At 40.4% G+C, this 23,526-nt stretch carries 26 protein-coding genes; 21 read left to right on the top strand and 5 right to left on the bottom strand.

The genetic code is table 11. The features are described 5' to 3' along the window. Nucleotides 1–4: 4 nt before the first annotated feature. From MHH31_RS14530 to MHH31_RS14510, 5 genes are all read left to right on the top strand, one after another. The gene (locus tag MHH31_RS14530) at nt 5–679 is read left to right on the top strand and encodes a zinc metallopeptidase (RefSeq protein WP_024719711.1); all 675 of its coding nucleotides are present in this window, start codon (nt 5–7) and stop codon (nt 677–679) included. Between the two features lie 48 nt (nt 680–727). Continuing rightward, complete coding sequence (locus MHH31_RS14525; protein ID WP_024719710.1) at nt 728–2,020, top strand: hemolysin family protein; 1,293 nt, start codon at nt 728–730, stop codon at nt 2,018–2,020. A 136-nt stretch (nt 2,021–2,156) separates the two neighbouring features. Continuing rightward, nucleotides 2,157–2,558 (top strand): secondary thiamine-phosphate synthase enzyme YjbQ, encoded by a 402-nt coding sequence (locus MHH31_RS14520; protein WP_025207889.1) that lies wholly within the window; start codon nt 2,157–2,159, stop codon nt 2,556–2,558. 14 nt (nt 2,559–2,572) lie between these two features. Continuing rightward, nucleotides 2,573–3,604, top strand: a complete 1,032-nt coding sequence (locus MHH31_RS14515; protein ID WP_342494934.1) for a nitronate monooxygenase — start codon at nt 2,573–2,575, stop codon at nt 3,602–3,604. Nucleotides 3,605–3,628: 24 nt separating this feature from the next. Then, the gene (locus tag MHH31_RS14510; RefSeq protein WP_041091815.1) at nt 3,629–3,877 is read left to right on the top strand and encodes a hypothetical protein; all 249 of its coding nucleotides are present in this window, start codon (nt 3,629–3,631) and stop codon (nt 3,875–3,877) included. Between the two features lie 21 nt (nt 3,878–3,898). Here the strand turns inward: MHH31_RS14510 and MHH31_RS14505 are convergent, their stop codons facing one another. Beyond that, nucleotides 3,899–4,639, bottom strand: a complete 741-nt coding sequence (locus tag MHH31_RS14505) for a protein-glutamine gamma-glutamyltransferase (protein WP_008345763.1) — start codon at nt 4,637–4,639, stop codon at nt 3,899–3,901. Between the two features lie 156 nt (nt 4,640–4,795). On the opposite strand from MHH31_RS14505, the gene MHH31_RS14500 reads away from it, so the two are divergent. From MHH31_RS14500 to MHH31_RS14480, 5 genes are all read left to right on the top strand, one after another. Continuing rightward, nucleotides 4,796–6,787: a methyl-accepting chemotaxis protein gene (locus tag MHH31_RS14500; protein ID WP_024719706.1), complete on the top strand. Its 1,992-nt coding sequence runs from the start codon at nt 4,796–4,798 to the stop codon at nt 6,785–6,787. 126 nt (nt 6,788–6,913) lie between these two features. Then, nucleotides 6,914–8,902 (top strand): methyl-accepting chemotaxis protein, encoded by a 1,989-nt coding sequence (locus MHH31_RS14495; RefSeq protein ID WP_274660895.1) that lies wholly within the window; start codon nt 6,914–6,916, stop codon nt 8,900–8,902. Nucleotides 8,903–9,079: 177 nt separating this feature from the next. After that, on the top strand, nt 9,080–11,056 hold the full coding sequence (locus tag MHH31_RS14490; protein WP_268430793.1) for a methyl-accepting chemotaxis protein: 1,977 nt from the start codon (nt 9,080–9,082) through the stop codon (nt 11,054–11,056). Between the two features lie 370 nt (nt 11,057–11,426). Then, nucleotides 11,427–13,415: a methyl-accepting chemotaxis protein gene (locus MHH31_RS14485; RefSeq protein ID WP_007500550.1), complete on the top strand. Its 1,989-nt coding sequence runs from the start codon at nt 11,427–11,429 to the stop codon at nt 13,413–13,415. 90 nt (nt 13,416–13,505) lie between these two features. Then, nucleotides 13,506–14,030 (top strand): type 1 glutamine amidotransferase domain-containing protein, encoded by a 525-nt coding sequence (locus tag MHH31_RS14480; protein WP_008344162.1) that lies wholly within the window; start codon nt 13,506–13,508, stop codon nt 14,028–14,030. A gap of 55 nt (nt 14,031–14,085) precedes the next feature. Here MHH31_RS14480 and MHH31_RS14475 read toward each other — a convergent pair whose 3' ends face one another. Then, nucleotides 14,086–15,075 (bottom strand): Gfo/Idh/MocA family oxidoreductase, encoded by a 990-nt coding sequence (locus MHH31_RS14475; protein ID WP_342494932.1) that lies wholly within the window; start codon nt 15,073–15,075, stop codon nt 14,086–14,088. A 200-nt stretch (nt 15,076–15,275) separates the two neighbouring features. Between MHH31_RS14475 and MHH31_RS14470 the strand changes: the two genes are divergently transcribed. From MHH31_RS14470 to MHH31_RS14455, 4 genes are all read left to right on the top strand, one after another. Then, nucleotides 15,276–15,668, top strand: a complete 393-nt coding sequence (locus MHH31_RS14470) for a MauE/DoxX family redox-associated membrane protein (protein ID WP_058336850.1) — start codon at nt 15,276–15,278, stop codon at nt 15,666–15,668. 64 nt (nt 15,669–15,732) lie between these two features. After that, nucleotides 15,733–16,875 (top strand): AI-2E family transporter, encoded by a 1,143-nt coding sequence (locus tag MHH31_RS14465; RefSeq protein ID WP_024719700.1) that lies wholly within the window; start codon nt 15,733–15,735, stop codon nt 16,873–16,875. 124 nt (nt 16,876–16,999) lie between these two features. Next, the gene (locus MHH31_RS14460; RefSeq protein WP_024719699.1) at nt 17,000–17,833 is read left to right on the top strand and encodes an undecaprenyl-diphosphate phosphatase; all 834 of its coding nucleotides are present in this window, start codon (nt 17,000–17,002) and stop codon (nt 17,831–17,833) included. Nucleotides 17,834–18,004: 171 nt separating this feature from the next. Then, nucleotides 18,005–18,358 carry a stress protein gene (locus tag MHH31_RS14455; protein ID WP_342494931.1) on the top strand — a complete coding sequence of 118 codons (354 nt, stop codon included), beginning with the start codon at nt 18,005–18,007 and terminating at the stop codon, nt 18,356–18,358. A 152-nt stretch (nt 18,359–18,510) separates the two neighbouring features. Here the strand turns inward: MHH31_RS14455 and bioB are convergent, their stop codons facing one another. From bioB to MHH31_RS14440, 3 genes are all read right to left on the bottom strand, one after another. Continuing rightward, the gene (gene bioB, locus MHH31_RS14450) at nt 18,511–19,506 is read right to left on the bottom strand and encodes a biotin synthase BioB (RefSeq protein ID WP_342494930.1); all 996 of its coding nucleotides are present in this window, start codon (nt 19,504–19,506) and stop codon (nt 18,511–18,513) included. 148 nt (nt 19,507–19,654) lie between these two features. Next, nucleotides 19,655–20,005: a hypothetical protein gene (locus MHH31_RS14445; RefSeq protein ID WP_003213146.1), complete on the bottom strand. Its 351-nt coding sequence runs from the start codon at nt 20,003–20,005 to the stop codon at nt 19,655–19,657. A gap of 243 nt (nt 20,006–20,248) precedes the next feature. Next, entirely contained in the window at nt 20,249–20,626 is a 378-nt protein-coding gene (locus MHH31_RS14440; protein WP_007500560.1) for a helix-turn-helix transcriptional regulator, read from the bottom strand. 159 nt (nt 20,627–20,785) lie between these two features. On the opposite strand from MHH31_RS14440, the gene MHH31_RS14435 reads away from it, so the two are divergent. The 7 genes from MHH31_RS14435 (at nt 20,786) to terS (ending at nt 23,521) form a co-directional block, all read left to right on the top strand. After that, nucleotides 20,786–21,025 (top strand): helix-turn-helix transcriptional regulator, encoded by a 240-nt coding sequence (locus tag MHH31_RS14435; RefSeq protein WP_017358976.1) that lies wholly within the window; start codon nt 20,786–20,788, stop codon nt 21,023–21,025. 18 nt (nt 21,026–21,043) lie between these two features. After that, the gene (locus MHH31_RS14430; RefSeq protein WP_162835675.1) at nt 21,044–21,196 is read left to right on the top strand and encodes a hypothetical protein; all 153 of its coding nucleotides are present in this window, start codon (nt 21,044–21,046) and stop codon (nt 21,194–21,196) included. Next, a complete protein-coding gene (locus MHH31_RS14425) occupies nt 21,174–21,368 on the top strand; it encodes a hypothetical protein (protein WP_226650593.1) in 195 nt (64 codons plus the stop codon). Before MHH31_RS14430 ends, MHH31_RS14425 begins: the two co-directional genes overlap by 23 nt. Before the next feature lie 102 nt (nt 21,369–21,470). Next, nucleotides 21,471–21,875, top strand: coding sequence for a holliday junction resolvase (locus MHH31_RS14420; protein ID WP_342494929.1), 405 nt, complete (start codon nt 21,471–21,473; stop codon nt 21,873–21,875). Next, nucleotides 21,872–22,078, top strand: coding sequence for an XtrA/YqaO family protein (locus tag MHH31_RS14415; RefSeq protein ID WP_008344129.1), 207 nt, complete (start codon nt 21,872–21,874; stop codon nt 22,076–22,078). The genes MHH31_RS14420 and MHH31_RS14415 overlap by 4 nt, the downstream gene beginning before the upstream one ends. Nucleotides 22,079–22,202: 124 nt before the next feature. After that, the gene (locus tag MHH31_RS14410; protein ID WP_342494928.1) at nt 22,203–22,721 is read left to right on the top strand and encodes a sigma-70 family RNA polymerase sigma factor; all 519 of its coding nucleotides are present in this window, start codon (nt 22,203–22,205) and stop codon (nt 22,719–22,721) included. Between the two features lie 152 nt (nt 22,722–22,873). Then, nucleotides 22,874–23,521 carry a phage terminase small subunit gene (gene terS / locus MHH31_RS14405; RefSeq protein WP_007500563.1) on the top strand — a complete coding sequence of 216 codons (648 nt, stop codon included), beginning with the start codon at nt 22,874–22,876 and terminating at the stop codon, nt 23,519–23,521. Nucleotides 23,522–23,526 lie beyond the last annotated feature (5 nt).

Here is a 23,526-nt window from a genome sequence, read left to right as displayed (position 1 = left end):
CATGCTGTTTTTTTATTTTTTAACATTTGCCGCATTGGGATTGTCTTTTTGGGCACAATTTAAAGTAAAGAATAATTTTGAAAAGTATTCAAAGGTTGAAGCTGCCAGTATGAAAACAGGTGCTGAAACCGCTCGATATATTTTAGATCGCAACGGGTTATACGATGTACCCGTTGAACCGGTAAGAGGAACTTTGACTGATCATTACGACCCGACGCAGCGTGTGGTTCGTTTATCTGAACCAGTGTATTATGGCCATTCCATTTCGGCCATTTCAGTCGCATCACACGAGGTTGGACATGCCTTGCAGCATCAGGAATCCTATGGTGCGCTTGTCTTGAGACATAAGATCTTCCCTGTCGTGAACTTTGCATCTGGTGTTGCCCCGCTTCTTTTCCTAGGTGGATTATTGCTCGGCAGCCTTAACTTAATCGGGCTTGGGATCGTTCTGTTCTCAGCTGCTGTGTTCTTTCAGCTAGTGACATTGCCTGTTGAGTTTAACGCAAGTTCTCGTGCAAAGAATATCATTGTTTCAGAAGGAATCATTAGAAGCAGTGAAGAAAGAGGCGTGAACAAGGTGTTAAATGCCGCAGCTCTTACGTACGTAGCAGCGGCCCTTGTCTCCCTGTTTGAATTGCTCCGTTTTGTAATGATCTTCCTAAATGGCCGTAATGATTAATTGACGCCAGAGGAGGTGAGCCCTTACCCGTGTTAGGTAAGGGTTTTTTTGTATATTTTAAACGTATTTTTAGTCCTATTACTCATTGCTGCGACAGCATTTTTTGTTGTCACTGAATTTGCGATTGTGAAAATTAGAGGTTCAAAAATCAATCAGCTGATTGAAAGCGGTGATAAGAGAGCCATTCATGTTCAAAAACTGACAACCAACCTTGATGAATATTTATCTGCCTGTCAGCTTGGCATTACCATCACGGCATTAGGCTTAGGGTGGTTAGGGGAGCCAACAGTGGAACATTTCCTGCATCCGCTTTTTGAAAAGGCAGGGCTTCATTCCGCTTTGACAGACATCATATCGTTTATCATTGCCTTTGTGATCATTACGTTTTTGCATGTTGTCGTTGGGGAACTTGCTCCCAAAACGATTGCCATTCAAAAGGCAGAAGCCGTCAGTCTTGTGACGGCAAAACCTCTTATTTTTTTCTATAAAGTCATGTACCCGTTTATTAAAGCATTAAATGGGGCTGCACGAGGCATTGTGAAATTATTTGGTTTTCATTCTGTCAAAGAACATGAAGTGGCGATCAGTGAGGAAGAATTGCGTCTCATCCTGTCTGAAAGCTACGAAAAGGGCGAGATCAACCAATCTGAATACAAATATGTCAATAAAATATTTGAATTTGATAACCGAGTGGCGAGAGAGATCATGATCCCGCGCACAGAAATCTCTGCCATTGAAATTGAACAGAGCCTGGAAGACGTGACGCATTATATGCTGAACGAAAGGTATACACGTTATCCTGTCATTAAAGAAGACAAAGATCATGTCATTGGTGTGATCAATAGCAAAGACGTATTTAAAGCAAGTTTTCTCAATCAAGAGGTGTCCATTGAAGACTTAATGCGCCCTGTCATTCGTGTCATTGAAAGTACACCGATTCAAGAACTGTTGATTTTGATGCAAAAGGAACGGATTCATATGTCGGTGCTTGTAGATGAATACGGCGGAACAGCAGGTCTCGTCACAGTTGAAGACATATTAGAAGAAATTGTGGGCGAGATTCGAGATGAATATGATCAAGATGAAACCCCGCATATTGTGAAAAAAGGTGACTTCCACTATGTCATGGATGGGAAAGCCTTGATCGATGAAGTAAATGATTTATTGGATTTAGCGATTGAAAATGATGATGTTGATACAATTGCCGGCTGGATGATGACGCATAAAATTGATTTTGACATTGGAGATATCATTGAAGCAGAAGGCTGTGAATTTAAAATTGTCGATGCAGAAGATCATCATATTCGAACCATAGAAGTAAAAAAGGTTCACTTTTCCTAAAAACCTCGGAGCTATTGACGAGGTTTTTTTGCTTGGTAAACTTTAGGTAAGAAGATTTGTTTCTGCCAACCGGCAGTGATTGGTTTCACATAAAAAGGGTATGGTTTTATAGACATGATCAAAAGGAGCCAGTGAAATGAAAAAAATCAACGTACAAACAGACAAACACGATGACATGATAGACATTACCCATGAAGTTCAGCAATATGTCCGGGAAACTGGGATTCAAAACGGAACGGTTATGGTCTATTGTCCACATACGACGGCTGGAATCACCATTAATGAAAATGCCGACCCAGACGTCAAACGTGATATGCTGCGCCGGCTTGACGAAGTCTTTCCGTGGGAACATTCAAAAGATCGTCATATGGAAGGCAATACAGCAGCGCATATGAAAGCTAGTTATATGGGAGCATCTCAGCACGTTCTTGTCCATCATGGTGATCTTGTGCTTGGAACGTGGCAGGGAATCTATTTTTGTGAGTTTGACGGACCGAGACATCGTCACTTTTATGTACAGGTGTCATCTAACGAGTAAGGGCGGGGGAGAAGATGGGAGAATTCACAGCGTTACTTCAAATTGAACATGGCATCATTCAAGCACCAATGGCAGGAGGAGCGGTGACGCCGCAGCTTGTCGCCGCTGTTTCACAATATGGGGGTCTCGGCAGCTTAGCAAGTGGTTATGTACAGCCTGAAAAGATGAGGCAGCAAATCAGACAGGTCAAACAGCTGACATCTCGTCCATTTCAAGTGAATGTGTTTGTCCCTGAACCCATTTCAGAAACGAAAACAGAAGATGTATCATTTTGGACAGATCGGCTGCCTGTCATACCAGAAGCACAGATAATCCCTAGCGAAGAAGAATTATGGAAGGACTATGAACAAAAAATCAACATTCTTCAAGAAGAAGAAGTCCCAGCTGTGTCGTTTACATTTGCCTGTCCAAACGAACAAACCATTCATCACCTGAAACAAAAGGGGATCTTTCTCATCGGAACAGCTACAACAAAAAAAGAAGCACTGCTTTTAGAAGAAAAAGGCATGGATGCCATTGTTCTGCAAGGAAGCGAAGCAGGAGGGCACCGAGGCACCTTTTTACATTCAAAGGGAGATGCTCTGCAGGGACTTTTCTGCCTGATCAGTGATGTCAGGTCTGTCTGTCATATCCCATTGATTGCCGCTGGAGGTATCACAGACAGGACCACTATGAAAGCTGCACTAGCACTTGGAGCAGATGTGGTTCAAATAGGGACACGATTTTTAGCGAGTCAAGAAAGTGCTGCGGCAGATGTGTACAAAAAGGCGCTGTTACAGGCAGAAGGCAGTGAAACAGCGATGACACGGCTTTTCTCTGGAAAAAAGGCCAGAGGTATTGTCAATCAGTGGATGGAGGAAGAAAGACGAAATGAAGACCGGGTTCTTCCCTATCCTATACAGCATGTATGGACAACACCGATGCGAAAAGCGGCAGCTGCTGCAGGAAACCCAGAACAAATGGCTCTTTGGGCAGGTCAGGGGGTTGGCCGTATTCATTCCATTTTAACCGTTGAAGAGATCATGCATGAACTCACGCAGATATAATTTGATGATGGGTGGTGTGACAGGATGGAAATCTTAAAACATTCATATCGGAAAAAAGGACAAATTGAATTTCTATTTGATGATTTTCCGCACTCCCCTGCCGTTCTTACCCCCATTCGTCATTACTATTTCGTTCGTTATGTGAAATGGAATCAGCACGACCCTCCAGTCACAAGAAACGATCTAGAAGAAATGGAAATCCTAGCAAACGCAATGCTTGGCACGCTCCATGATTACCGAAAACGCAAGGCATACAAAGGCCCCTTGTCATAACCTATAGACAAGAGGCCTTTTTTAGCTGCCAAACATTTGCCTGAGATAAATAACATCCATCCTAGTAGTCTGCGGCAGTAAATAAGCGGACTGAACCGCCCCTGGCCGTCTTCTGGCATTTAATTTATCGATAATCTCTGCAGCTGTTAAGATCCCAAGCCCATGCCCATAATATTGATCTTCCCCTAAGTAAATCACATTTTCTCCGCGCCATTGAGACTGTTGATAGCTAAACTCTGGATTCTCGAAATATAGGCAATCCCCATAAATAAAATCATTTCCGCGCTCTGTATAAATGGACAATGTATCATAGTGCCAGTCATACAGTGTTAAACTTCTAAGTCTTCGATTGAACTTCTCGTCTCCTACCGTTTGCAAGACTCCCATATAAAACACAATGACAATCGCTGTGGCACATTCAAAGGCATATTTTGAGCCATTTTCAAAGATGTCTTTAATCCCCGTAGATGGCTCGACTTGATAGCGCAGTTCTAACGCTCCGGCCTCTGATACACGCCAATAGGCGTCATTCGCACGGGACCTTTGAAAGATAGCAAATGAGGCACCGCTCTTATTCAAATCTCTTGCTGCATTCATGATATTCGATCTTAAAGTCACCTCAAATAACAAATCAGATGCCTGCCTATAACGGAACGTATCATTTGAGGCTTGTAACTGCATCAAAATGATCCGCTTTTGTCCTTCTAGCTGAAACGATGCCAGCTGCTCATTTGTCACTGGCTGTCCTGAAAGGATAATCATATGAAAAGCGCCCCCTTTTGTATTAGCGTATGCGGGATGCTTGGGTAAGGAATCAATTTGTGGAAATAAACAAAAAGACATCCTTTTTATTTGAAAAACATGAAAATAATATGAAGCTGTCCGATATAAAACATAACGTTTAAAAGGAGGAAAAACATGAAAAGTATCATAAAATGGTTGAAAAAACCATCGATTTCTAAAAGGCTGATTATTTCATTCACACTTGTTCTCGTCTTGCCTATCATTACACTCAGTACGATTTCATATCAGATTGCCAAAGAAGAATTAGATCATGAAATCATGTACGGAGCAAACGCAAGAGTCAATGAGCTGAATGACATGATCGAGCAAAAGCTTTTGAATAAGGAGAACGCAGTCAAACTGTTTACCGAAACATCCAGTGCTGCAGACTTTAAAAAGAAAAACCAGGACGAACTGTATGAGCATTTTGAGATATACAGTAAAATCAATGAAGACGATGTGGTTGGATTTTATGCAGCAAGTAAAAATCGTGACTTTATTCAGTTCCCTAAAGTAGACATGCCAAAAGGCTATGATCCAACAACTCGTGATTGGTATAAAGCGGCGATGCAGGACGAAAAAGGTGAACCTGTGGTCACCAATCCATACATCTCTGCCACAACAAACGGCATGGTTGTCACAATCGCTCAGCGTCTGAAGGACGGATCGGGAGCCATTGGGATTGATATTGATGTTCAGGATATCGTCGATAAAATCAAAGATATTAAAATTGGACGAGAAGGATATCCAATTATTGCGAATAAAAATAAACAGATTGTCGCTCATCCAGAAGAAAAATCAGGATCTGCAGTGACTGAAAATATTTCATCAATCCTTTACAGCAGCAAAGAAGGAACATCAACTTATGAGAATAAAGGAGAGCAAAAACGTCTCGTTTTTGTAACAAATGATTTAACAGGTTGGAAAATTGCTGGAACGATGTTTGTATCAGAAACAGAAGAAGCAGCACAGCCAGTTTGGAATTCTGCCATTATTCTTTTAATTTCTTCTTTTATCCTTGGCGGTATTGCGATCTTCTTTATCGTTCGCTCCATCACAATTGGACTTAGAAGGCTTGTTGATTTCTCAGAAAAGGTGAGTGAAGGGGATCTAACGGAAACCCTCGAAACCAAATCGAAGGATGAAATAGGAGACCTCACAAGAAGCTTTAGTAAGATGAGTGAATCTTTGCGTGAAGTTATCCGAGCGGTCCAGCAATCTGTCGACAATGTAGCTTCAGCTTCAGAAGAGCTGACTGCTAGTGCCAGCCAAACAAGTCAGGCGACAGAGCATATCACCATGTCGATTGAACAATTCTCAAATGGGAATGAAGCACAAAATGAGAAAGTCGAATCTAGCACGAATCAGCTTGTCGCAATGAATGAAGGATTACAAGGTATGTCACAAACTTCATCAGAAGTGACTGCTGTCTCCATTCAATCGACAGAAGCGGCTGGACAAGGCGGACGTATCGTTGAAAGCACAGCGAATCAAATGAAACATATCGATACATCTGTACAAGAAGCCGAACAAGTCATGAAAGAATTAGAATACAAATCTAAAGATATTACGAGCATTTTAAATGTCATTAATGGCATCGCAGATCAAACGAATTTACTTGCACTCAATGCAGCCATAGAAGCAGCAAGAGCAGGTGAATCAGGGCGCGGTTTCTCTGTCGTAGCAGAGGAAGTCAGAAAACTAGCGGTCCAATCTGCAGATTCAGCGAAAGAAATTGAAAAGCTGATCCAAGAAATTGTGTTGGAAATTTCCAAATCTCAAGAGATGTTCAAAGCTGTTAACCGAGAAGTAAATGCAGGACTTGGGATGACAGAAGAAGCAAAAGAAAGCTTCCAAAACATCTATGAGGCGGCAGAAGGTATGTCGAAAAAGCTCACTCAATTAAATGATACAGCGGTTGACCTATCAAGCGGGTCAAAACTTGTATCACAAGCCATGCAAGAGATGCGTCAAGTTTCAAGAGAAAGTGCGGCGAACATTCAAGATATTGCGGCATCTGCTGAAGAACAATTGGCATCTATGGAAGAAATTTCGTCCTCTTCTGTCACACTTGCCAATATGGCTGAGGAACTAAAAGAGCTGACAAGTCAATTTAAAATTGATTAAAAAACGATGAAAAAATATCCAGAATTGTCTGGGTATTTTTTTTATTTTTAAACGTCATTTCCAGCCCTCTAAAAATAAACCTTTCATCCGATAATAACTTTAGAGAAGTAAAGGGGGAAAGAGAAAATGGGAAAAATGATCCAATGGTTCAAAAAACCATCCATTTCTAAAAAATTAGTTATTGCCTTTTTGGTAGTCCTCATACTGCCAACCGTCGCACTCACAATCAGTGCATTTTTCACATCAAAAACAGAGTTAGACAAGCAGATTATGGGCAGTGCAATGAGTCAGGTCAATGCATTTGATACCTTAATCGATGAGAATATTGGGAACAAGGCAGAGGCTGTGACTCTGTTTACAGATGATCTCAAAGCGGTTAATCTTCAAGAAAAAAATAGAAAAGCTACCATTAAAGAATTGCAGCAATATGGAAAAATTAATGAAAAAGATGTCTCAGCCATTTATGCAGGTTCAGAAAAGGGTTTGTTCATGCAATACCCAGTTCAAAAAATGCCTGAAGGCTATGACCCGCGAGAGCGTCCATGGTATCAAGAGGCCATGAGTGCTGATGGTAAACAAGTCATCACGAAGCCATATGTCGCAGCATCTACAGGTAAAATGGTCATCACCATTGCCCAAAAAACGAAAGATGGCTCAGGGGTGATTGGTCTTGATATGGAAATTGACAGCCTCATTCAAAAGCTAAAAGAAATCAAAATAGGTCAAAAAGGATATGCTTTCATCATGGAGAAGGATAAAACTGTGTTAGCAGATCCAACCCAAAAGCCAGGAAGCAAAGTCAATGAGAATTTGGCGAACATTATTTTTAAAAACAAACAAGGAAACGGCAGCTATACACTCAATGGAACAGATAAAAAGGTAGCTTATGTTACCAATGAACTAACCGGCTGGAAAATCGGCGGCACGATGCTCGTATCAGAAGTAGAGGATGCAGCTAAACCCGTTTTCAATACAGCCATTATTGTGTTCAGTGTGACACTGATTGTAGCAGGAACCCTCATCTTCTTTATTGTCCGCTCTATTTCAAATAGATTATCCAATCTGGCCCGTTTCTCGAAAAAGGTCAGCGATGGTGATTTACGTGATAAACTTCAGATTCAATCAGATGATGAAATAGGACAAGTTGGTAAAGGCTTTAATACGATGATTGACTCATTAAGATCCCTCATTGGTGCCGTCCAAACCTCCGTTGAAAATGTCGCTTCTTCATCAGAAGAACTGACCGCAAGCGCAGGACAAACAAGTAAAGCAACAGAGCATATTACATTAGCCATTGAACAATTCTCTACTGGTAACGAAAGCCAGAATGATAAAGTGGAATCAAGCTCAGAAGAGTTAGAAGAAATGAACAGAGGCCTTCAGCACATGAATGAATCGGCTGAATCGATTACCGCTTCATCCATCAAATCAACAGAGATTGCAGGAGAAGGCGGACAGCTAGTAGAAAAAACCGCTTCTCAAATGAACGTGATTGATCAATCAGTGAAAAAAGCAGAGAATGTCATCAGTGCGCTAGAAAGCAAATCAAAAGATATTACCCAGATTCTTGGTGTCATTAATGGCATCGCAGATCAAACGAATTTACTTGCGCTGAATGCAGCAATTGAGGCAGCAAGAGCTGGAGAATCTGGTCGAGGTTTCTCCGTTGTAGCAGAAGAAGTAAGAAAACTTGCTGTTCAATCTGCCAACTCAGCGAAAGAAATTGAAAACTTAATCAAAGAAATCGTTCAAGATATTGATGTATCACAAGAAGTATTCACAGCAGTAAATCAAGAAGTTCAATCAGGCTTAAGCTTTACTGAACAAACGAAAGTCAGCTTCCACAATATTTTCGACATGACCAAAGAAATCTCAGATCAGCTCCAAACAATGAATCGAACAGTTGTCCAGTTGTCAAAAGGATCTGCACATGTTTCTGAGGCTGTCCGTGAGATTGCAGACGTATCACGTGAAAGCTCCGCCAATATTCAAGACATTGCCGCTTCAGCTGAAGAACAGCTGGCATCAATGGAAGAGATCAGCTCATCCTCTGCCACCCTTTCTTCAATGGCAGAAGAATTACGTGATTTGATTAGCAAATTTAAAGTCGAATAAACCAAATGAAAAGAACCTCCAGCTCGGGGGTTCTTTTTTTGAAGTGAATAAATCGAAAGAAATAGGTAAATATGCTTATTTTGGTGGTTTTTTGAACATTACACCTTGAAAAATAATCCGTATTACCTAAGAATAGAGGGGGATGATCCTAAATCATAAACCAAAAGGAGTAGAGTCATGAAAAAAATCAACTTTTTTAAGCACTTTACGATGTCAAAGAAATTAATTACTGCATTCTTAGCGATTCTCCTAGTGCCCATTCTTGTGTTGGCCGCATTTTCCTATGAAGTGGCGTCTAAGTCTCTCAATGATGAAATTATGTCTAGCGCTGCAAATGGTGTGAATCAATTAAATGAACTGATCAATAAAGATGTACAGCCTAAAATTGATATTGTTTCATATTTATCTAAATCGGTGAAAAAAAAGGAACTGGCCTCTAAAAATAAGGATTTACTTAAGGTGAAATTAGAGCAACTATCGGAAACAGACGACGATGTCGTAGAAGTATTTGTTGCAGATCAGAATGGTAAACTAACTGAATATTCCGAGATTCATAAAGGCAGTGCCAAAAGCGCAAAAAATGAACCATGGTTTCAACAATCAATGGGAGATGACAAACTCATCATTTCAGATCCTTTTACAGACAAGTCATCAGATGACCTGCTCATCACAATATCAGAACAGTTAGCAGATGGTTCTGGTGTTATCGGCATAAATGTACGATTGAACACAATTGTGAAAGACACAAACAGCATCAAAATTGGTCAAGAAGGTTATGCGTTTGTTGCTACCTCAGACCAACGTTACATTGCTCATAAAACGGAAAAGGCCGGGACGAAACTGACAGGCGATTTCATCGAAAAAATGTATCACAATAAAAAAGGCAGTTTCGAATATGAATTCAACGGACAGCCGAAGCAAATGTTTTATGACACAAATGAAGCGACAGGCTGGAAGCTCGCGGGGACCATGTATGTCAACGAAGTGAAGGAAGCTGCACAGCCAGTGCTTGACTTAACCATGATCATCCTAGCTGCTGCGATTGTCATCGGTGGAATCGCGATTTATTTTATTATTAAATCGATCCGAAAACCACTCATAGAGCTCTCTGAATCGGCTGAGAAAATCAGTCAGGGGGATCTTACCCAGCATATTGAGGTGCGCACACATGATGAAATCGGCAAACTTGCACAGAGCTTTAACGATATGTCGGCAAAGCTGAAACAAGTCATTCAAGCCGTCCAGAATTCAATTGAAAATGTTGCTGCCTCATCTGAAGAATTAACGGCTAGCGCAGGACAGACAGCCCAAGCAACTGAGCATATTACCTCATCTATTGAACAGTTCTCAAACAGCACTGAACATCAAAATGAGATGATTGAAAAAAGCTCTGTCCAGCTAAACGACATGGATCGCAGTTTATCACATATGGTCAACACGACTTCTCACATGATGGAATCATCTATCGAGTCTAGCAAAACCGCTCAGGCTGGTGGAGAGCTCGTTCAAAAAACAGCAGGTCAAATGCAAACGATTGAACAAGCAGTGAAAGAAGCAGAGCTTGTGATTGCAGGGCTAGAACAGAAATCTAAGGACATTACAAGCATTCTTGGAGTCATCAACGGCATTGCAGATCAGACGAACCTCCTCGCTTTAAATGCAGCGATAGAAGCCGCGCGTGCAGGTGAGGCAGGAAGAGGCTTCTCTGTGGTCGCAGAAGAAGTCCGCAAGCTGGCAGAGCAATCAGGCAGCTCTTCAAAAGAAATTGAAAGCCTAACGAACGAAATTGTAGATGAAATTGAAAAGTCGCAGAAGATGTTTAGACAAGTAGCAGGTGAAGTTCAATCTGGATTAAACATTACAGATGAAACGAAAGTGAGTTTTGAGAAAATCACCCATAAGACATCAGAAATGACAGAACAAATGAAACAAATGAACGGATCAGCCCAAGAACTTTCTCATGGCTCAAACGATATTTCACAAGCAGTCAATCAAATCAAAGAGCTTTCACGTGAAAGTTCCGCAGGTTTCCAAGATATTGCGGCTTCAGCAGAAGAACAGCTGGCATCAATGGAAGAGATCAGCTCATCTTCCGCCACTTTATCTCAAATGGCAGAAGAACTGAGAGAGCTCATCAAACAATTTAAAATATAAGAGTCATAGTGGAACACCTGACGTTTTGACGCCAGGTGTTTCAGCGTGTAGACAAACCCTCGCATTCGGTGTCAGTCCTGCGTGCTGGTGCTCACGAATTCAAATTCGCTCCGCGCCAGTACTCGTCCTTCCTAGGGCTGCAAAGGTTTTCTATCACGCTGAAAAGAAGACAAAGGGCTAAAATAAAGTTCATTTTAGCCCTTTGTCAATAATCTGGAACCCCTGACGTTTTGACGTCAGGGGTTTTTCCGTTATTTGCACATAATTTGGGTATTTTGGACTTATTTAGACTTTAATAAGTTAAAAAAGTAAAGAACCTAGTAGTACTTCCGATATATATACTATCTTACTAAAAGGAGTTTTCTTTTTTATGAATTTCATACAGTATTTCAAAAAACCATCTATATCAAAAAAGCTCGTTTTCTCTTTCTTATTTATTCTTTTATGCCCAATTATCGTATTGGCATTCTCTTCATATCATACGGCGAGCACCTCTTTAAATGATCAAATCATGCAAAGTGCAAAGGAAAATGTAGAACAGCTGGACAAAAACATTACGAAGGTTGTGAAAGTAAAAACAGACGCAGCCGATTTCTTTAGCAAATGGATTACGAAGAAAAAGCTGGGACAAAAAGGAACGACTGATATTCAAGGACGCTTTGAGCAGTTCATGAGCATGAATGATGACACAGAAGGCATCTTTGTTGCTTCAAGTGATGGAAAAGTGTTCTCAAGATATCCAAATCAAAAAATGCCTGCTGATTATGTCGCAACTGAGCGCGATTGGTACAAAGATGGCTGGGCGAAAAACGGTGAGCTGTCTGTTTCCGCTCCATATCCAACCGCATCAACTGGTACGCTTGTTGTGACGATTTCTAAAAAACTAGAGGATGGTTCTGGTGTTATTGCCATGAACCTGGACATTGCGAATCTAGTAAAAGAGTCTAATAGTATCAATATTGGTAAAGAAGGTCATGCTTTTATCGGCAGCCCAGATCGAACATACGTGGCACATCCAACGAAAAAAGCAGGAACAAAATTAACAGGTGATTGGGTAGACAAGCTTTATACACAAGACAAAGGTTCAATGAGTTATATGTTTGAAGGGAAAGAAAAGCAAATGGAGTTCACAACAAACAAAGCGACTGGTTGGAAAATTGCCGGTACAATGTTTGTCAATGAAGTAGAAGAAGCGGCGCAGCCAGTCTTCAATATGGCGGCCATTATATTAGCTGGTGCGCTCATCATTGGCGGTATTCTCATCTTCTTTATCATCCGTTCTATTACAAAACCACTTTCCATGCTTGTCTCCTCTTCTAAGAAGATTAGCGAAGGAGATTTAACAGAAAAAATTGATGTTAAATCAAAGGATGAAATTGGTCAGCTCGGTACAAGTTTTAATGAAATGAGTGAGTCACTCAGAGACGTCATCCAAGCTGTACAGACATCTGTTGAGAACGTGGCGTCATCGTCTGAAGAATTGACGGCAAGTGCAGGTCAAACGACAAAAGCAACCGAACATATAACATCATCCATTGAAACATTCTCGAATGGAAACGAAAATCAAAGCGAAATGGTGGAACAAAGTGCAGCCCACTTGAAACAAATGAACGAAGGGCTAAATGAAGTTGCACAAACATCTGATGTCATTACAGAATCATCGGTTCAATCAAAAACAGTCGCAGAAACAGGTGGACAGCTTGTTGAACAGACAGTTGGCCAAATGAAAACGATTGATCATTCAGTGAAAGAAGCTGAAAGTGTGATCAACGGATTAGAGCATAAATCAAAAGATATCACCAACATTTTAGGTGTCATTAACGGTATAGCAGATCAAACGAATTTACTGGCTCTGAATGCAGCCATTGAAGCAGCACGTGCGGGTGAGTCAGGCAGAGGCTTCTCGGTTGTAGCAGAAGAAGTCCGTAAACTGGCAGTTCAATCATCAGATTCTGCAAAAGAGATTGAAAAACTCGTCAAAGAAATTGTCTCTGAAATTGAAACGTCTCAAAATATGTTCAAATCTGTGAATGAAGAAGTAAAAAATGGTCTATCAATTACAGACCAAACAAAAGAAAGCTTCTCACAAATCAATCAGCAAACGGCAGAAATTGCGACAAGAATCAATGAAATGAATACGACAGTTCGTGAGCTTTCAAAAGGATCTGAGCAAATTTCTAAAGCAGTGAATGAAATTGCAGATGTATCGAGAGAGAGTTCAGCAAGTATTCAAGATATCGCAGCATCAGCAGAAGAACAGCTGGCATCAATGGAAGAGATTAGTTCTTCTTCGACGACGCTTTCCCAAATGGCGGAAGAATTGCGTGACTTAATTAAAAAATTCAAGATCAGTGAATAATGGAAAGTGGTTCTCCTCAAGGGGAACCGCTTTTCTTTTTAAGAGATGATCTCGTACAATAGAGGAAATCCGAAGAAAAGGAGAGATGTTATGCGTTTATCAAATAAGAAGGTCATTGCGTTAGTCAGTGATGATTTTGAAGATTTAGAGCTATGGTATCCCGTTTTGCGATTAAGAGAAGAGGGGGCAACTGTCCATCTCGTAGGCGAAAAAGCAGATCATGAATATATCGGGAAGTACGGAGTGCCAGCTGTATCAGATGCAGACTTCTATTCCATTCAAGCAGATGATTATGATGCGGTTCTCGTTCCTGGGGGATGGGCACCGGATAAACTGCGCCGATATCCAGAAGTATTAGACATCGTTCGTACGTTTGATGCAAAGGGCAAACCGATCGGACAAATCTGTCATGCCGGCTGGGTGCTCATTTCTGCTGGTATCCTGAAAGGTAAAAAAGTAACGAGTACACCTGGTATTAAAGATGATATGACGAATGCTGGAGCGGAATGGTTTGATGAAGCCGTTGTGACAGATGGTCATATTGTATCAAGCAGACGCCCGCCGGACCTTCCGCCATATGTGAAAGCATTTGCCGATGTATTAGCGGCAAACTAGATTCACACGAACAAACAAAGGGCTGTAAAACGCCCTTTGTTCATTCAATGCCTCATTACATTTGTCTGTCGGCTGGATAGATAATGCCCATTTGTCTTCTCGCCTCGTCCATGACGGACATGGTTTGAACGGATAAGGCAAATGTATTGACTGGCGACTGTCCCTTTTTTTGCTTGATGCATTGAATGAAGTGATCGATTTCATAATACATAGCCGGTTGATCATCTTTGAGAGAAATATCGGTTTGCTTTCCATTTCGATCATGGATGGTGATACGAGAAGGACGGTGAAATTGATCAATCACCATTGTGGCATCCTCCCCTTGAATTTCAGCAGATACATGAGACGTTGAGATTTTTGAATGAAAAAGCAGTGCTTGATGCCCTTCATATTGTAAAAGTAATGAACCGCTCCCATCAACTCCAGAAGAAAGTGTATAGCCTCTCGCGGTGATTTGATGTGGCAGCCCGAATAAATAAATGATGGGAAAGACAAGATACACGCCGATGTCCATTAAGGAGCCATTGGATAATTCCGGCTTAAAAGCATTTGGAATCTCACCGTTTCGGTAGGCATCGTATCTTGAGGAATATTTACAGTAATGAGCGATCACTTGCCGAATGGGGCCTAGTTGATCAAGATGCTGTTTGATTTGAAGAAAATTCGGCAGAAATGTGGTCTTCATCGCTTCCATTAAGCACACCTGATATTTTTTCGCAGCAGCAATCATTTCTTCAGCCTCTTTCCGGTGAGAGGCCAATGGTTTTTCACATAATACATGTTTTTGATGCGCCATTATCAGCATCGCTTGCTCTTTGTGAAGGGCGTTTGGACTTGCGATATACACAGCATCAAACGCATCACTTGCCGCCATTTGCTGTAAATTAGTAAAGACGGTATCAATGCCATACTTGTCTGCAAATGCCTGTCCTTTTTCAGCAGACCGAGAATAGACGGCCGTACATGTAAAATCCGCCACTCCTTCACCAGCCTGTAAGAATCGATCTGTAATCCAATTCGTTCCGATGACAGCAAATCGAATCATCACATTCCCTCCTTCTGCTTTTCTCTGATTATACATGCTTTGAAAGCGTTTGTATGAAAGAATCTTCTTTTTTATTGAAAAGCGGATGAAACCTTTACCTTAGCTGATGCGTCTTACATAAAGAATATAAATGTACGAAAAGTGGATAGTTTCCTCCTTCATTCGGGTAATACTTGAGAAGGAGGGAGGAGGAAACGAACATGAAGCGCATCCTACATATAGGAAGTACATACGCATTCGCGCTTTTATTTATAGCAGCCGGTGTTTTTCATGTGATAGAGCCAAGCGGCTTTGCCCGCATGATGTCTGGATGGCCATTTCCCTATGGCATCATTTATGCCACCGCATGCTTGGAATGGCTGCTGGCCGTTTTACTGCTTCTTCCAAACGTAAGGAGTGTGGCAGCAAAAATGATCGCTGTCTATCTGGTGCTCATTTTCCCTGCGAACCTATTTGCTGCGAGAGAAGGGATTCCATTTCCAGGGCAAGAGAGCACAGAACAAGCCTTGTTATGGATGAGATTAATCGGACAACCGATTTTGATTGGATGGGCCCTGTCCATTGCGAAACTGGAAGAAAAGCTGAAACAATGATCACAAATGATGATCAAGTAGTGTACAATTTACTAATAAAATAGCCCGTGTTTGGAGGAAAGATATGAATTCTATGCAAATGTGGAGCAGTCGATTTAGAAAATTTTTTCTTGATAACAAGTTTGTTCTCTTTTTACTCATCCTGCTATTAATAGGGTTGAATATCCTTGTTTTCATGAAAGCATCTTTTATTTTCACACCGCTCATTGTACTCATCAAAACCATTGCCTTACCGATTATTTTAACGGGGGTTGTGTATTATTTATTAAATCCAATTGTGAATTTATTAGAGAGATTTAAGGTCAAACGGATCTTTTCGATTTTGCTTTTATATATCGTCATTATTGGGATCATTACAGTGACCATTGTATCTATTATTCCTTTTTTACAAGCACAAACGATGAGTCTGTTTCATAATCTGCCAAAATACGTTGATACGGTAGAAGAACAGATTCGACAACTAACAGGAAGCAACTTCATTAATCAGGCGCAGAAAACGATGAATTTTAACGTCTCTGAATTGGTGAGTAAAGCGTCAAGTCAAGCAACGAAGATTTTGGAAAGTACTTTTACCGGAGTCGGCACTTTCTTAGGGGCGCTTACTGAAATTATCATCTCGATCGTGACGGTTCCGTTCATTCTGTTTTATCTATTAAAAGACGGCAAAAAACTGCCTGACTATTTCTTGAAATTTATTCCGAATAAGTTTAGAGAGCATACACATATCGTGCTTCACGAAATGAACCATCGCTTAAGCTCTTATATTCTTGGACAGATCATTGTCAGCTTCTGTATCGGTGTTCTTCTTTTAATCGGTTATCTGATTATTGGACTTGACTATGCGCTGCTTCTGGCGATTATTGCGGCATGTACAAGTGTAGTGCCTTACCTTGGGCCAACAATTGCCATTACACCAGCGATTGTGATTGCACTTGTCACATCACCTATTATGCTACTGAAACTGATCATTGTCTGGACAGTGGTTCAACTTATTGAAGGGAAATTCATTTCTCCTCAGGTCATGGGGAAAAACCTTCATATCCATCCGATCACGATTATCTTTGTTCTATTAACAGCAGGTAAATTGTTCAGCGTAGTCGGCATCATTGTCGCGATTCCGACATATGCCGTTCTGAAAGTGATCACGACCCACCTGTTTGATTGGTTCAAAATGCGATCCAATTTGTATAAAGAAGAAAAGGTTTGATGTCATAATCTTTTTTAGAAAAAAATATAGTATCATAAAGACGAGCTTTCGAAAAAGAAAGCTTGTCTTTATGTGGACATAGATGTTTGCCTTCAAAAGATCAGAATTGAAAGGAAAGAAAATCATGAATCTATGGGATTTATTCGTGGCACTGGTTTTAGGAATTGTCGAAGGATTAACAGAGTATGCACCTGTCTCGTCTACAGGGCATATGATCATTGTTGATGATCTTTGGCTAAAATCAAAAGACATCATTACGCCAGAGGCTGCAAACACATTTAAAGTCGTGATTCAGTTAGGTTCTATTTTAGCTGTCATGATCGTGTTTAAAGATCGTATTTTGAACTTGTTAGGCTTAAAGAAAAATATCACAGAAGAACAAAAACGCAGCGGACATAAGCTGACCATTGCTCAAATTGCTGTTGGACTCGTCCCAGCCGTCATTTTAGGATTCTTATTTGAAGATTATATTGATAAATATTTGTTTGATGTGAGAACGGTCGCTGTCGGTTTGATTTTAGGGGCTGTGCTGATGCTTGTCGCTGATTGGATCAATAAACGTAAAACAGAAACAAGCTCTGTGGATAATATGACGTACAGACAAGCGCTGTATATCGGGTTATTTCAATGTTTAGCACTATGGCCAGGCTTCTCGCGTTCGGGTTCTACAATAGCAGGTGGTGTTATTCTTGGTCTGAATCACCGCGCGGCGGCTGACTTTACGTTTATTATGGCCATGCCGATTATGGCGGGAGCAAGCCTTTTAACACTTGTAAAAAATGCCGAATATTTAACAACAGACATGCTTCCATTCTTTATTGTGGGCTTTGTGAGTGCGTTTATTGTGGCTCTCTTTGTTGTTCGATTCTTCCTAAAACTGATTAATAAAATCAAACTTGTGCCTTTTGCGATCTACCGAATCATCCTAGGTCTGATTTTATTTATCCTGTTTATGTAATGATGGAAAACTACTCTTTTAAAAGAGTAGTTTTTTTGTTGTTTTGCCCTTTTAAACAGTAAAAACAGCCTCTTAATTGGTAGAAAATGAAGTTTTTTCTTAAATTAGTGTTTAAGTGACAAAGAAAAGGGTAGTACATAAACATACCAATTAAAGGAGGAGTTAGAAATAATGAGGAAAACAAGTAAATTTTTTGTTAGCTCTATGATTGCTACGTCAATGGTTGCTGTCCCTTTATCTCTTACGACTTTTGGTCAAAAGGCTGAAGCTGCTACGACAACAGGTGTCGATGGAAGTGTCTCGATTGATCCAGTAGCCATTGCCGATAAAATTGAACAAGCAGTCAAATCATCTCAAAATCGTGATGGATTTGTAAAAAATGCGGCATACAGTGCATTCTATGAAGCAGGTCAAAATTACAACGTAGTTGTTCAAAACTTAAGCCAAGATCATGACTTTAGCGGACTGAACAATGTTGTTTATTATGATAGTGTTGAATATGACGGCATTACGTTTGGTATTTGAAGATGGTACGTTTGTCAACAATGGTGACGGCGGCTATATTAACTGGACTTTTGTTGGTAGCTTTGACCGCGAAGAAGGAAGCGGTACTGTCGATTTCCATAAAAGATTCTAATCTCAACGTCAAAAGTCTGCCGATCCATCGGCAGACTTTTTTAAAGCGCACATTCTTCTATTTCAAAACCTAAATCTTCAATGATGTGATGATCGGTTTGAACTTGCTGTCCTTTTGTCGTTAAATAATCGCCTACGAAAATAGAGTTCGCTGCATATAATGCGAGAGGCTGAAGCGTTCGCAAATTAAACTCTCTTCCCCCAGATACTCGAATTTCCTTAGCCGGGTTGATAAATCGCATCAGTGCCAAAACCTTCAACGCTTTGATCGGATGTGTGCGTTCTTGATGTTCAAGAGGCGTTCCTTCAATTGCGTGGAGAAAGTTGACGGGAATCGAATCCGCATCAAGGGCTCTCAGCGCAAAAGCCATTTCGACAATTTGTTGATTGGTTTCGCCCATTCCAATAATAACCCCTGAACATGGTGACATCCCTGACTGTTTGACCTTATCAATGGTCGATACGCGGTCATCATACGTATGGGTCGTTGTAATTTGAGCATGATGATCTTGATGTGTATTGAGATTATGATTATACCGATGAACACCCGCTTCCTTCAGCCGCTTCGCTTTTTCTTCATTTAATAACCCAAGGCATGCACAAACTTTCAAAGGCATTGTCTCGGTAATTTCCTTTACTGCTGCGGTGACTTCATCTAATTCACGGTGCGAAGGTGCTCTCCCACTTGCTACAATACAATAAGTCCCTGCTTTTCTTTTTAACGCCTCACGCGCACCGGCCACAATGGTTTTTTGGTCAAGCATTGTATACCTCTCAACAGGAGCTGTTGAAATCACCGATTGTGAACAATACCCGCAGTTTTCAGGACAATATCCGCTTTTGGCGTTAAAGATCATATTTAACTTCACCTTTTTTTGAAAAAAATGAAATCTCACCTGATAAGCTGCATGCATAATAGGCAGCAACTCTGCGTCGTCTGCTCCAAGAATATTTAGACCTTCTTCCATCGTAATCTGTTCATGATTGATGGCTTTCTTCACGATCGTTTCCCAAGACAAAGACGTTATTTTTCCCATCATAAGCCCCTCTCAATATGTAAACTTATTTTTATTAAAAGTTAACATAATAGATAGAGATTGGCAAGCACTGGTAAGCAGCTTAAAAGTAAAAACACAAAAAGGCGATGAACATATAGTCATCGCCTTTTCATATGAAAAAAATCGCTTAACGAACAGTAATATAGTTAATAACAAGCTCACCTAGTGAATTATAGTAAGACACTGTAACAGAACCGCGTTGTACAGCACGGATCCATGTGAAGTTTGGAGCAGTTTGGTCTAATTGAATGGCATACGTTGCGCCTGAGACAGAAATTTGACTTGCTGGAAGTGAAACAGCGATTGAAGAACCTACAGTAAGTGTGCGGTTCACCGTAATCACTTTATTCATAATAGGAGCTTTTGCTATAACTGGTTCTTTAGGCTGTGCAGCTGCATGAGCACCTTCTGTTTGGAAGAACGTAAGAGCACCTAAAGCAGCTAAAGACAATGTACAAGCTTTCATTAATTTTTTCATCGGTAACACTCCTTTTTTTGGTATATACATATATTAATAATAATAGAATTATATGTCAATCAAAATAAGTGGAAAAATGAGTATTTTTGGTGAAAATTGTCACATATTATGTAGGGGAAGACGATTTTACCAAAAAAACACATGATTTTTTATTCATATGTCATTCTTGTTTAGGGGGAAAAAGAGACATAAAAAAAGCTGGGTATCTACCCAGCTATGTGATGCTTTATGAAAAGAGATCTTTTATTTGTCGTCTGTCTGTTTTGGCTGACGGCCTTTTTGTTTCTCTTTCTCTCTAATGTAGTTAATAAAGTCGATGGTTTGTCTTCGTGCTTCTTCAGAAAAATCGGAGGCAGCTTTAAACGCAATTTGCAAATCAGGATCATCTGCAAGATCGTCATCAGAGGCGTTTTTGTCTTTACCTGTGAGAAGATAATCTGTTGAGACCCCGTATAACTCGGCGATTTTCACAATCATTTCACCATCTGGCTTTCTCAATCCATACTCCCAGTTAGCATAGGTCGACATCGCCTTTAAACCGAGTTTTTTGGCAACGGTAGACTTACTCCATCCATGTTTCTCTCTTAATTCAGTTAGAATCTTTCCAGTCAAATTATCCATCGGAAACACCTTTTTTCATATTATGTGTAAATTTTATCATGAATTACACGGAAAAGATAAATAAATACACAAAAAGAATAAAAATATGATTGACTTACCCGTTTTGTGTATATTATCATAATGAATATAACTTACACATAATGAGTAAGAGGTGGAAACATGAAACTTGAAAATTTACGAGAAGAACGAATATTACAAGGAAAAACACAAACGTATATGGCGAAAAAACTTGGATATAAGTACACGAGTGGCTATGCAAATATAGAAATGGGCCGAACAAAGCCCAGCTTAGAAATAGCCAAGCATATTGCAGATTTGCTAAATATCGGTGTTCAAGAGCTTTTTTTTGGTCAAAAGTTACACAAAAAGAGTAATAGTCTTGAGGAAGACCGTTCTTAAAAAGGGGAGACAAACAGAATGAATATCGAACATCCGATGGTGACACAAATGAATGATTTCGGCTATCCAAAACGTTACTGGCCATATGAAATGTCCCGAAATGGTTATCGATTAGAGGACGAGGACCGTGAGAAAGGATTTGATGATGATGAGACATCAGATGACATTTGATGCCCGAAAAGAAGCACAGCATTGCCTAGTACAAGCTGGCGGCTGGATCACTTTTCATCAAAAAGAGCCGATTTTTGCTTTCCCCACGGCAGAAGAAAAACGCACATACATGACCCTCATGGCAGAAAAAGCCGTTGATGACAAGAAGAAGGAAAGGATGAATGCGACATGAATCGATTGAAGCAAATCATGACATTCCTGAAATGTTTGCTCAATGCGGGTCAAAACGAACAAGACATTCGGCAGTGGGCGAAGGATGACGGGAGATCGTAGCATGGTCCTTCATTTTATCATTGAAAAAGAACATTTATGCACAAAAGAGACATTGATAAACAGAATTCAAACAGCCGCTAAAGCGCAATGCTCAAGCAAAATAAAAGGCGCATTATCACTCGACATTCGCTCATTTTACAATATGCCCATTGATCTAGCGAACAGCCAAGACACGCGTACATCTGCAGAAAAAGGCTTGTTACGCCCGGTTCACATCAGCATTCTTCAACCAAATTTGCAGTATATACAAGAAGCACTTCATGCCGTTACCGATGACGTCTCTTTACAGATTGTAGAATTAAGAGTTTCACAGTTTTATAGCATGCGTCCTCGAATGGAAATCATTTTAAATACGATGGGTGATGATATGAGATCCTCACCACCAAATAAGGAGACAAGCATATGAACGAGCCAAAACAACTCATGATTCAAGAAAACCAGACATTTGTCGGTGAAATGGAAAAAGGAAAGATTCAAGTCATTGTGTTAGATGGAAACGTAGGAACGGCTTATATGATGGATGTACCTGAGCATGGAAAAACGATTATTCAAACAGCAAAAGGACATTTTGCAAGAGTCGATCATGAGATTGGTTTTAAAATCAGCTAGTCTGATGAACAAGAACAACTGAATAAGTCCAAGACGGAAAGCCTGCGGACACTGATCAAGACCCTATAAAAAGGGGCTGATTGGTGTCCGTTTTTTATTTTCTTAAAAAAGGGAGAGAGCATAGATGCAAGATTTATTGATTGAATATAAAAGAAGTTTAAAAGATGCCAGAAAACGATATGAACAATTGAAAGACAAAGAAGAGAAACAGATGTCAGATCAGGACAAACATGATCAAAAAATGATCGCCAGTATGGTCAGTGATTTAGAATACGTGGTGGAATGGCTTCAAATCGGTAGAGAGCCAGGCGCACGCAGAGGATTAGATAGACGGTCTGTGTATCAGCGCACCATTCTTGCTAATCAAGAGGTATTAGAGGCTTTATCACATGAATACACCCTCATTCAAGAGAAAGAAAGAGAGGTAAGTGAGCGGGATAAAAGGCGAATCGATGAAGCTTTGTCTGTTTTAACAGATCGAGAGAAGGACGTATTTTTTATGCACACAACGCAGGGTCTGTCATTTAGCGAGATTGCGATCATGCTAGATGTAAAAAAAGGAACAGTCCAAAAACATATGGAAAGAGCTCGGATCAAAATGTCCAAAAAAGTACAAGAACGCCTATTCAGAGCTGCTGAATAGGCGTTTTTTCTTTCATCACATCAATCTTCAAAAGCTTGTCTTACAGTTGCCACCTATAGTTAGAAAGACCAAACGAATGTTTGCTAGCCCGGCACAAATGATTTCTCTTCAGGGAATCATTCGAACTAAAAGGAGGCGGCAGGTGAATGTAAATGAAAGATAAACGAATAGAGGCTAAGCAGGATTATATGAAAGGGATGACGTACCAGCAACTAGCCGATCATTACAACGTCTCCATCCATACCGTTAAATCATGGAAAAGACGATACGGCTGGCAAAGACAAAAAACACCGTCAAAGCAGGCGCACTCGATCTTTCATCAATTTCTTTCAGATGAAACGATTGAAATCATGGAAAAAATGGATGGGCGCACATCTCTTGATATCATCTGGGATCAAATTCAAATTCAATACGCAGCCATTATTCGAGCGCAGCGCATCATGCATGTAGCAGATCAAGATGACATGATCAAAGAACTGAAAAAGGCGACGTACTTGCCTTCTTCATTAGAGGAAGAAACAGGCGAAGGCATTCATCCAGAGCCAGAGATCACGGCAGAGGAATTTTCGTTTCAATTTTCATGGGATCGGCATGCTACTTTTTTAAATGCCCAATCTCGTGCAATGGGAGAACTAAGACGGCTGATTAAACAGTTTGAAGAGCTCGCTCATGCGAAGGATGAACGAAGATTAAAGCTGAAGCAAATTGAGCTGACAATCGAAAAAACAAAAAAAGCAGTTCGTGAGGAAAAAGAAGAAGATCTTCATATCATGATCAAAAGAAAAGAGGACGATTCATGACGCCG

Source organism: Bacillus sp. FSL K6-1033 (genome assembly GCF_038630765.1).
In the GTDB taxonomy this organism is placed as follows: domain Bacteria; phylum Bacillota; class Bacilli; order Bacillales; family Bacillaceae; genus Bacillus; species Bacillus altitudinis.
The sequence above is the reverse complement of the archived record's forward strand: the minus strand, read 5'-3'. Positions and strand labels throughout refer to the sequence as shown.

What these genes read in the sequence shown, in the direction of transcription:
- MHH31_RS14520 (WP_025207889.1), top strand. Translation starts at nt 2,157, where the DNA reads ATGAAAAAAATCAACGTACAAACAGACAAACACGATGACATGATAGAC.
- MHH31_RS14515 (WP_342494934.1), top strand. Translation starts at nt 2,573, where the DNA reads ATGGGAGAATTCACAGCGTTACTTCAAATTGAACATGGCATCATTCAA.
- MHH31_RS14510 (WP_041091815.1), top strand. Translation starts at nt 3,629, where the DNA reads ATGGAAATCTTAAAACATTCATATCGGAAAAAAGGACAAATTGAATTT.
- MHH31_RS14505 (WP_008345763.1), bottom strand. Translation starts at nt 4,639, where the DNA reads ATGATTATCCTTTCAGGACAGCCAGTGACAAATGAGCAGCTGGCATCG.
- MHH31_RS14500 (WP_024719706.1), top strand. Translation starts at nt 4,796, where the DNA reads ATGAAAAGTATCATAAAATGGTTGAAAAAACCATCGATTTCTAAAAGG.
- MHH31_RS14495 (WP_274660895.1), top strand. Translation starts at nt 6,914, where the DNA reads ATGGGAAAAATGATCCAATGGTTCAAAAAACCATCCATTTCTAAAAAA.
- MHH31_RS14490 (WP_268430793.1), top strand. Translation starts at nt 9,080, where the DNA reads ATGAAAAAAATCAACTTTTTTAAGCACTTTACGATGTCAAAGAAATTA.
- MHH31_RS14485 (WP_007500550.1), top strand. Translation starts at nt 11,427, where the DNA reads ATGAATTTCATACAGTATTTCAAAAAACCATCTATATCAAAAAAGCTC.
- MHH31_RS14480 (WP_008344162.1), top strand. Translation starts at nt 13,506, where the DNA reads ATGCGTTTATCAAATAAGAAGGTCATTGCGTTAGTCAGTGATGATTTT.
- MHH31_RS14475 (WP_342494932.1), bottom strand. Translation starts at nt 15,075, where the DNA reads ATGATTCGATTTGCTGTCATCGGAACGAATTGGATTACAGATCGATTC.
- MHH31_RS14470 (WP_058336850.1), top strand. Translation starts at nt 15,276, where the DNA reads ATGAAGCGCATCCTACATATAGGAAGTACATACGCATTCGCGCTTTTA.
- MHH31_RS14465 (WP_024719700.1), top strand. Translation starts at nt 15,733, where the DNA reads ATGAATTCTATGCAAATGTGGAGCAGTCGATTTAGAAAATTTTTTCTT.
- MHH31_RS14460 (WP_024719699.1), top strand. Translation starts at nt 17,000, where the DNA reads ATGAATCTATGGGATTTATTCGTGGCACTGGTTTTAGGAATTGTCGAA.
- MHH31_RS14455 (WP_342494931.1), top strand. Translation starts at nt 18,005, where the DNA reads ATGAGGAAAACAAGTAAATTTTTTGTTAGCTCTATGATTGCTACGTCA.
- bioB (WP_342494930.1), bottom strand. Translation starts at nt 19,506, where the DNA reads ATGGGAAAAATAACGTCTTTGTCTTGGGAAACGATCGTGAAGAAAGCC.
- MHH31_RS14445 (WP_003213146.1), bottom strand. Translation starts at nt 20,005, where the DNA reads ATGAAAAAATTAATGAAAGCTTGTACATTGTCTTTAGCTGCTTTAGGT.
- MHH31_RS14440 (WP_007500560.1), bottom strand. Translation starts at nt 20,626, where the DNA reads ATGGATAATTTGACTGGAAAGATTCTAACTGAATTAAGAGAGAAACAT.
- MHH31_RS14435 (WP_017358976.1), top strand. Translation starts at nt 20,786, where the DNA reads ATGAAACTTGAAAATTTACGAGAAGAACGAATATTACAAGGAAAAACA.
- MHH31_RS14430 (WP_162835675.1), top strand. Translation starts at nt 21,044, where the DNA reads ATGAATATCGAACATCCGATGGTGACACAAATGAATGATTTCGGCTAT.
- MHH31_RS14425 (WP_226650593.1), top strand. Translation starts at nt 21,174, where the DNA reads ATGAGACATCAGATGACATTTGATGCCCGAAAAGAAGCACAGCATTGC.
- MHH31_RS14420 (WP_342494929.1), top strand. Translation starts at nt 21,471, where the DNA reads ATGGTCCTTCATTTTATCATTGAAAAAGAACATTTATGCACAAAAGAG.
- MHH31_RS14415 (WP_008344129.1), top strand. Translation starts at nt 21,872, where the DNA reads ATGAACGAGCCAAAACAACTCATGATTCAAGAAAACCAGACATTTGTC.
- MHH31_RS14410 (WP_342494928.1), top strand. Translation starts at nt 22,203, where the DNA reads ATGCAAGATTTATTGATTGAATATAAAAGAAGTTTAAAAGATGCCAGA.
- terS (WP_007500563.1), top strand. Translation starts at nt 22,874, where the DNA reads ATGAAAGATAAACGAATAGAGGCTAAGCAGGATTATATGAAAGGGATG.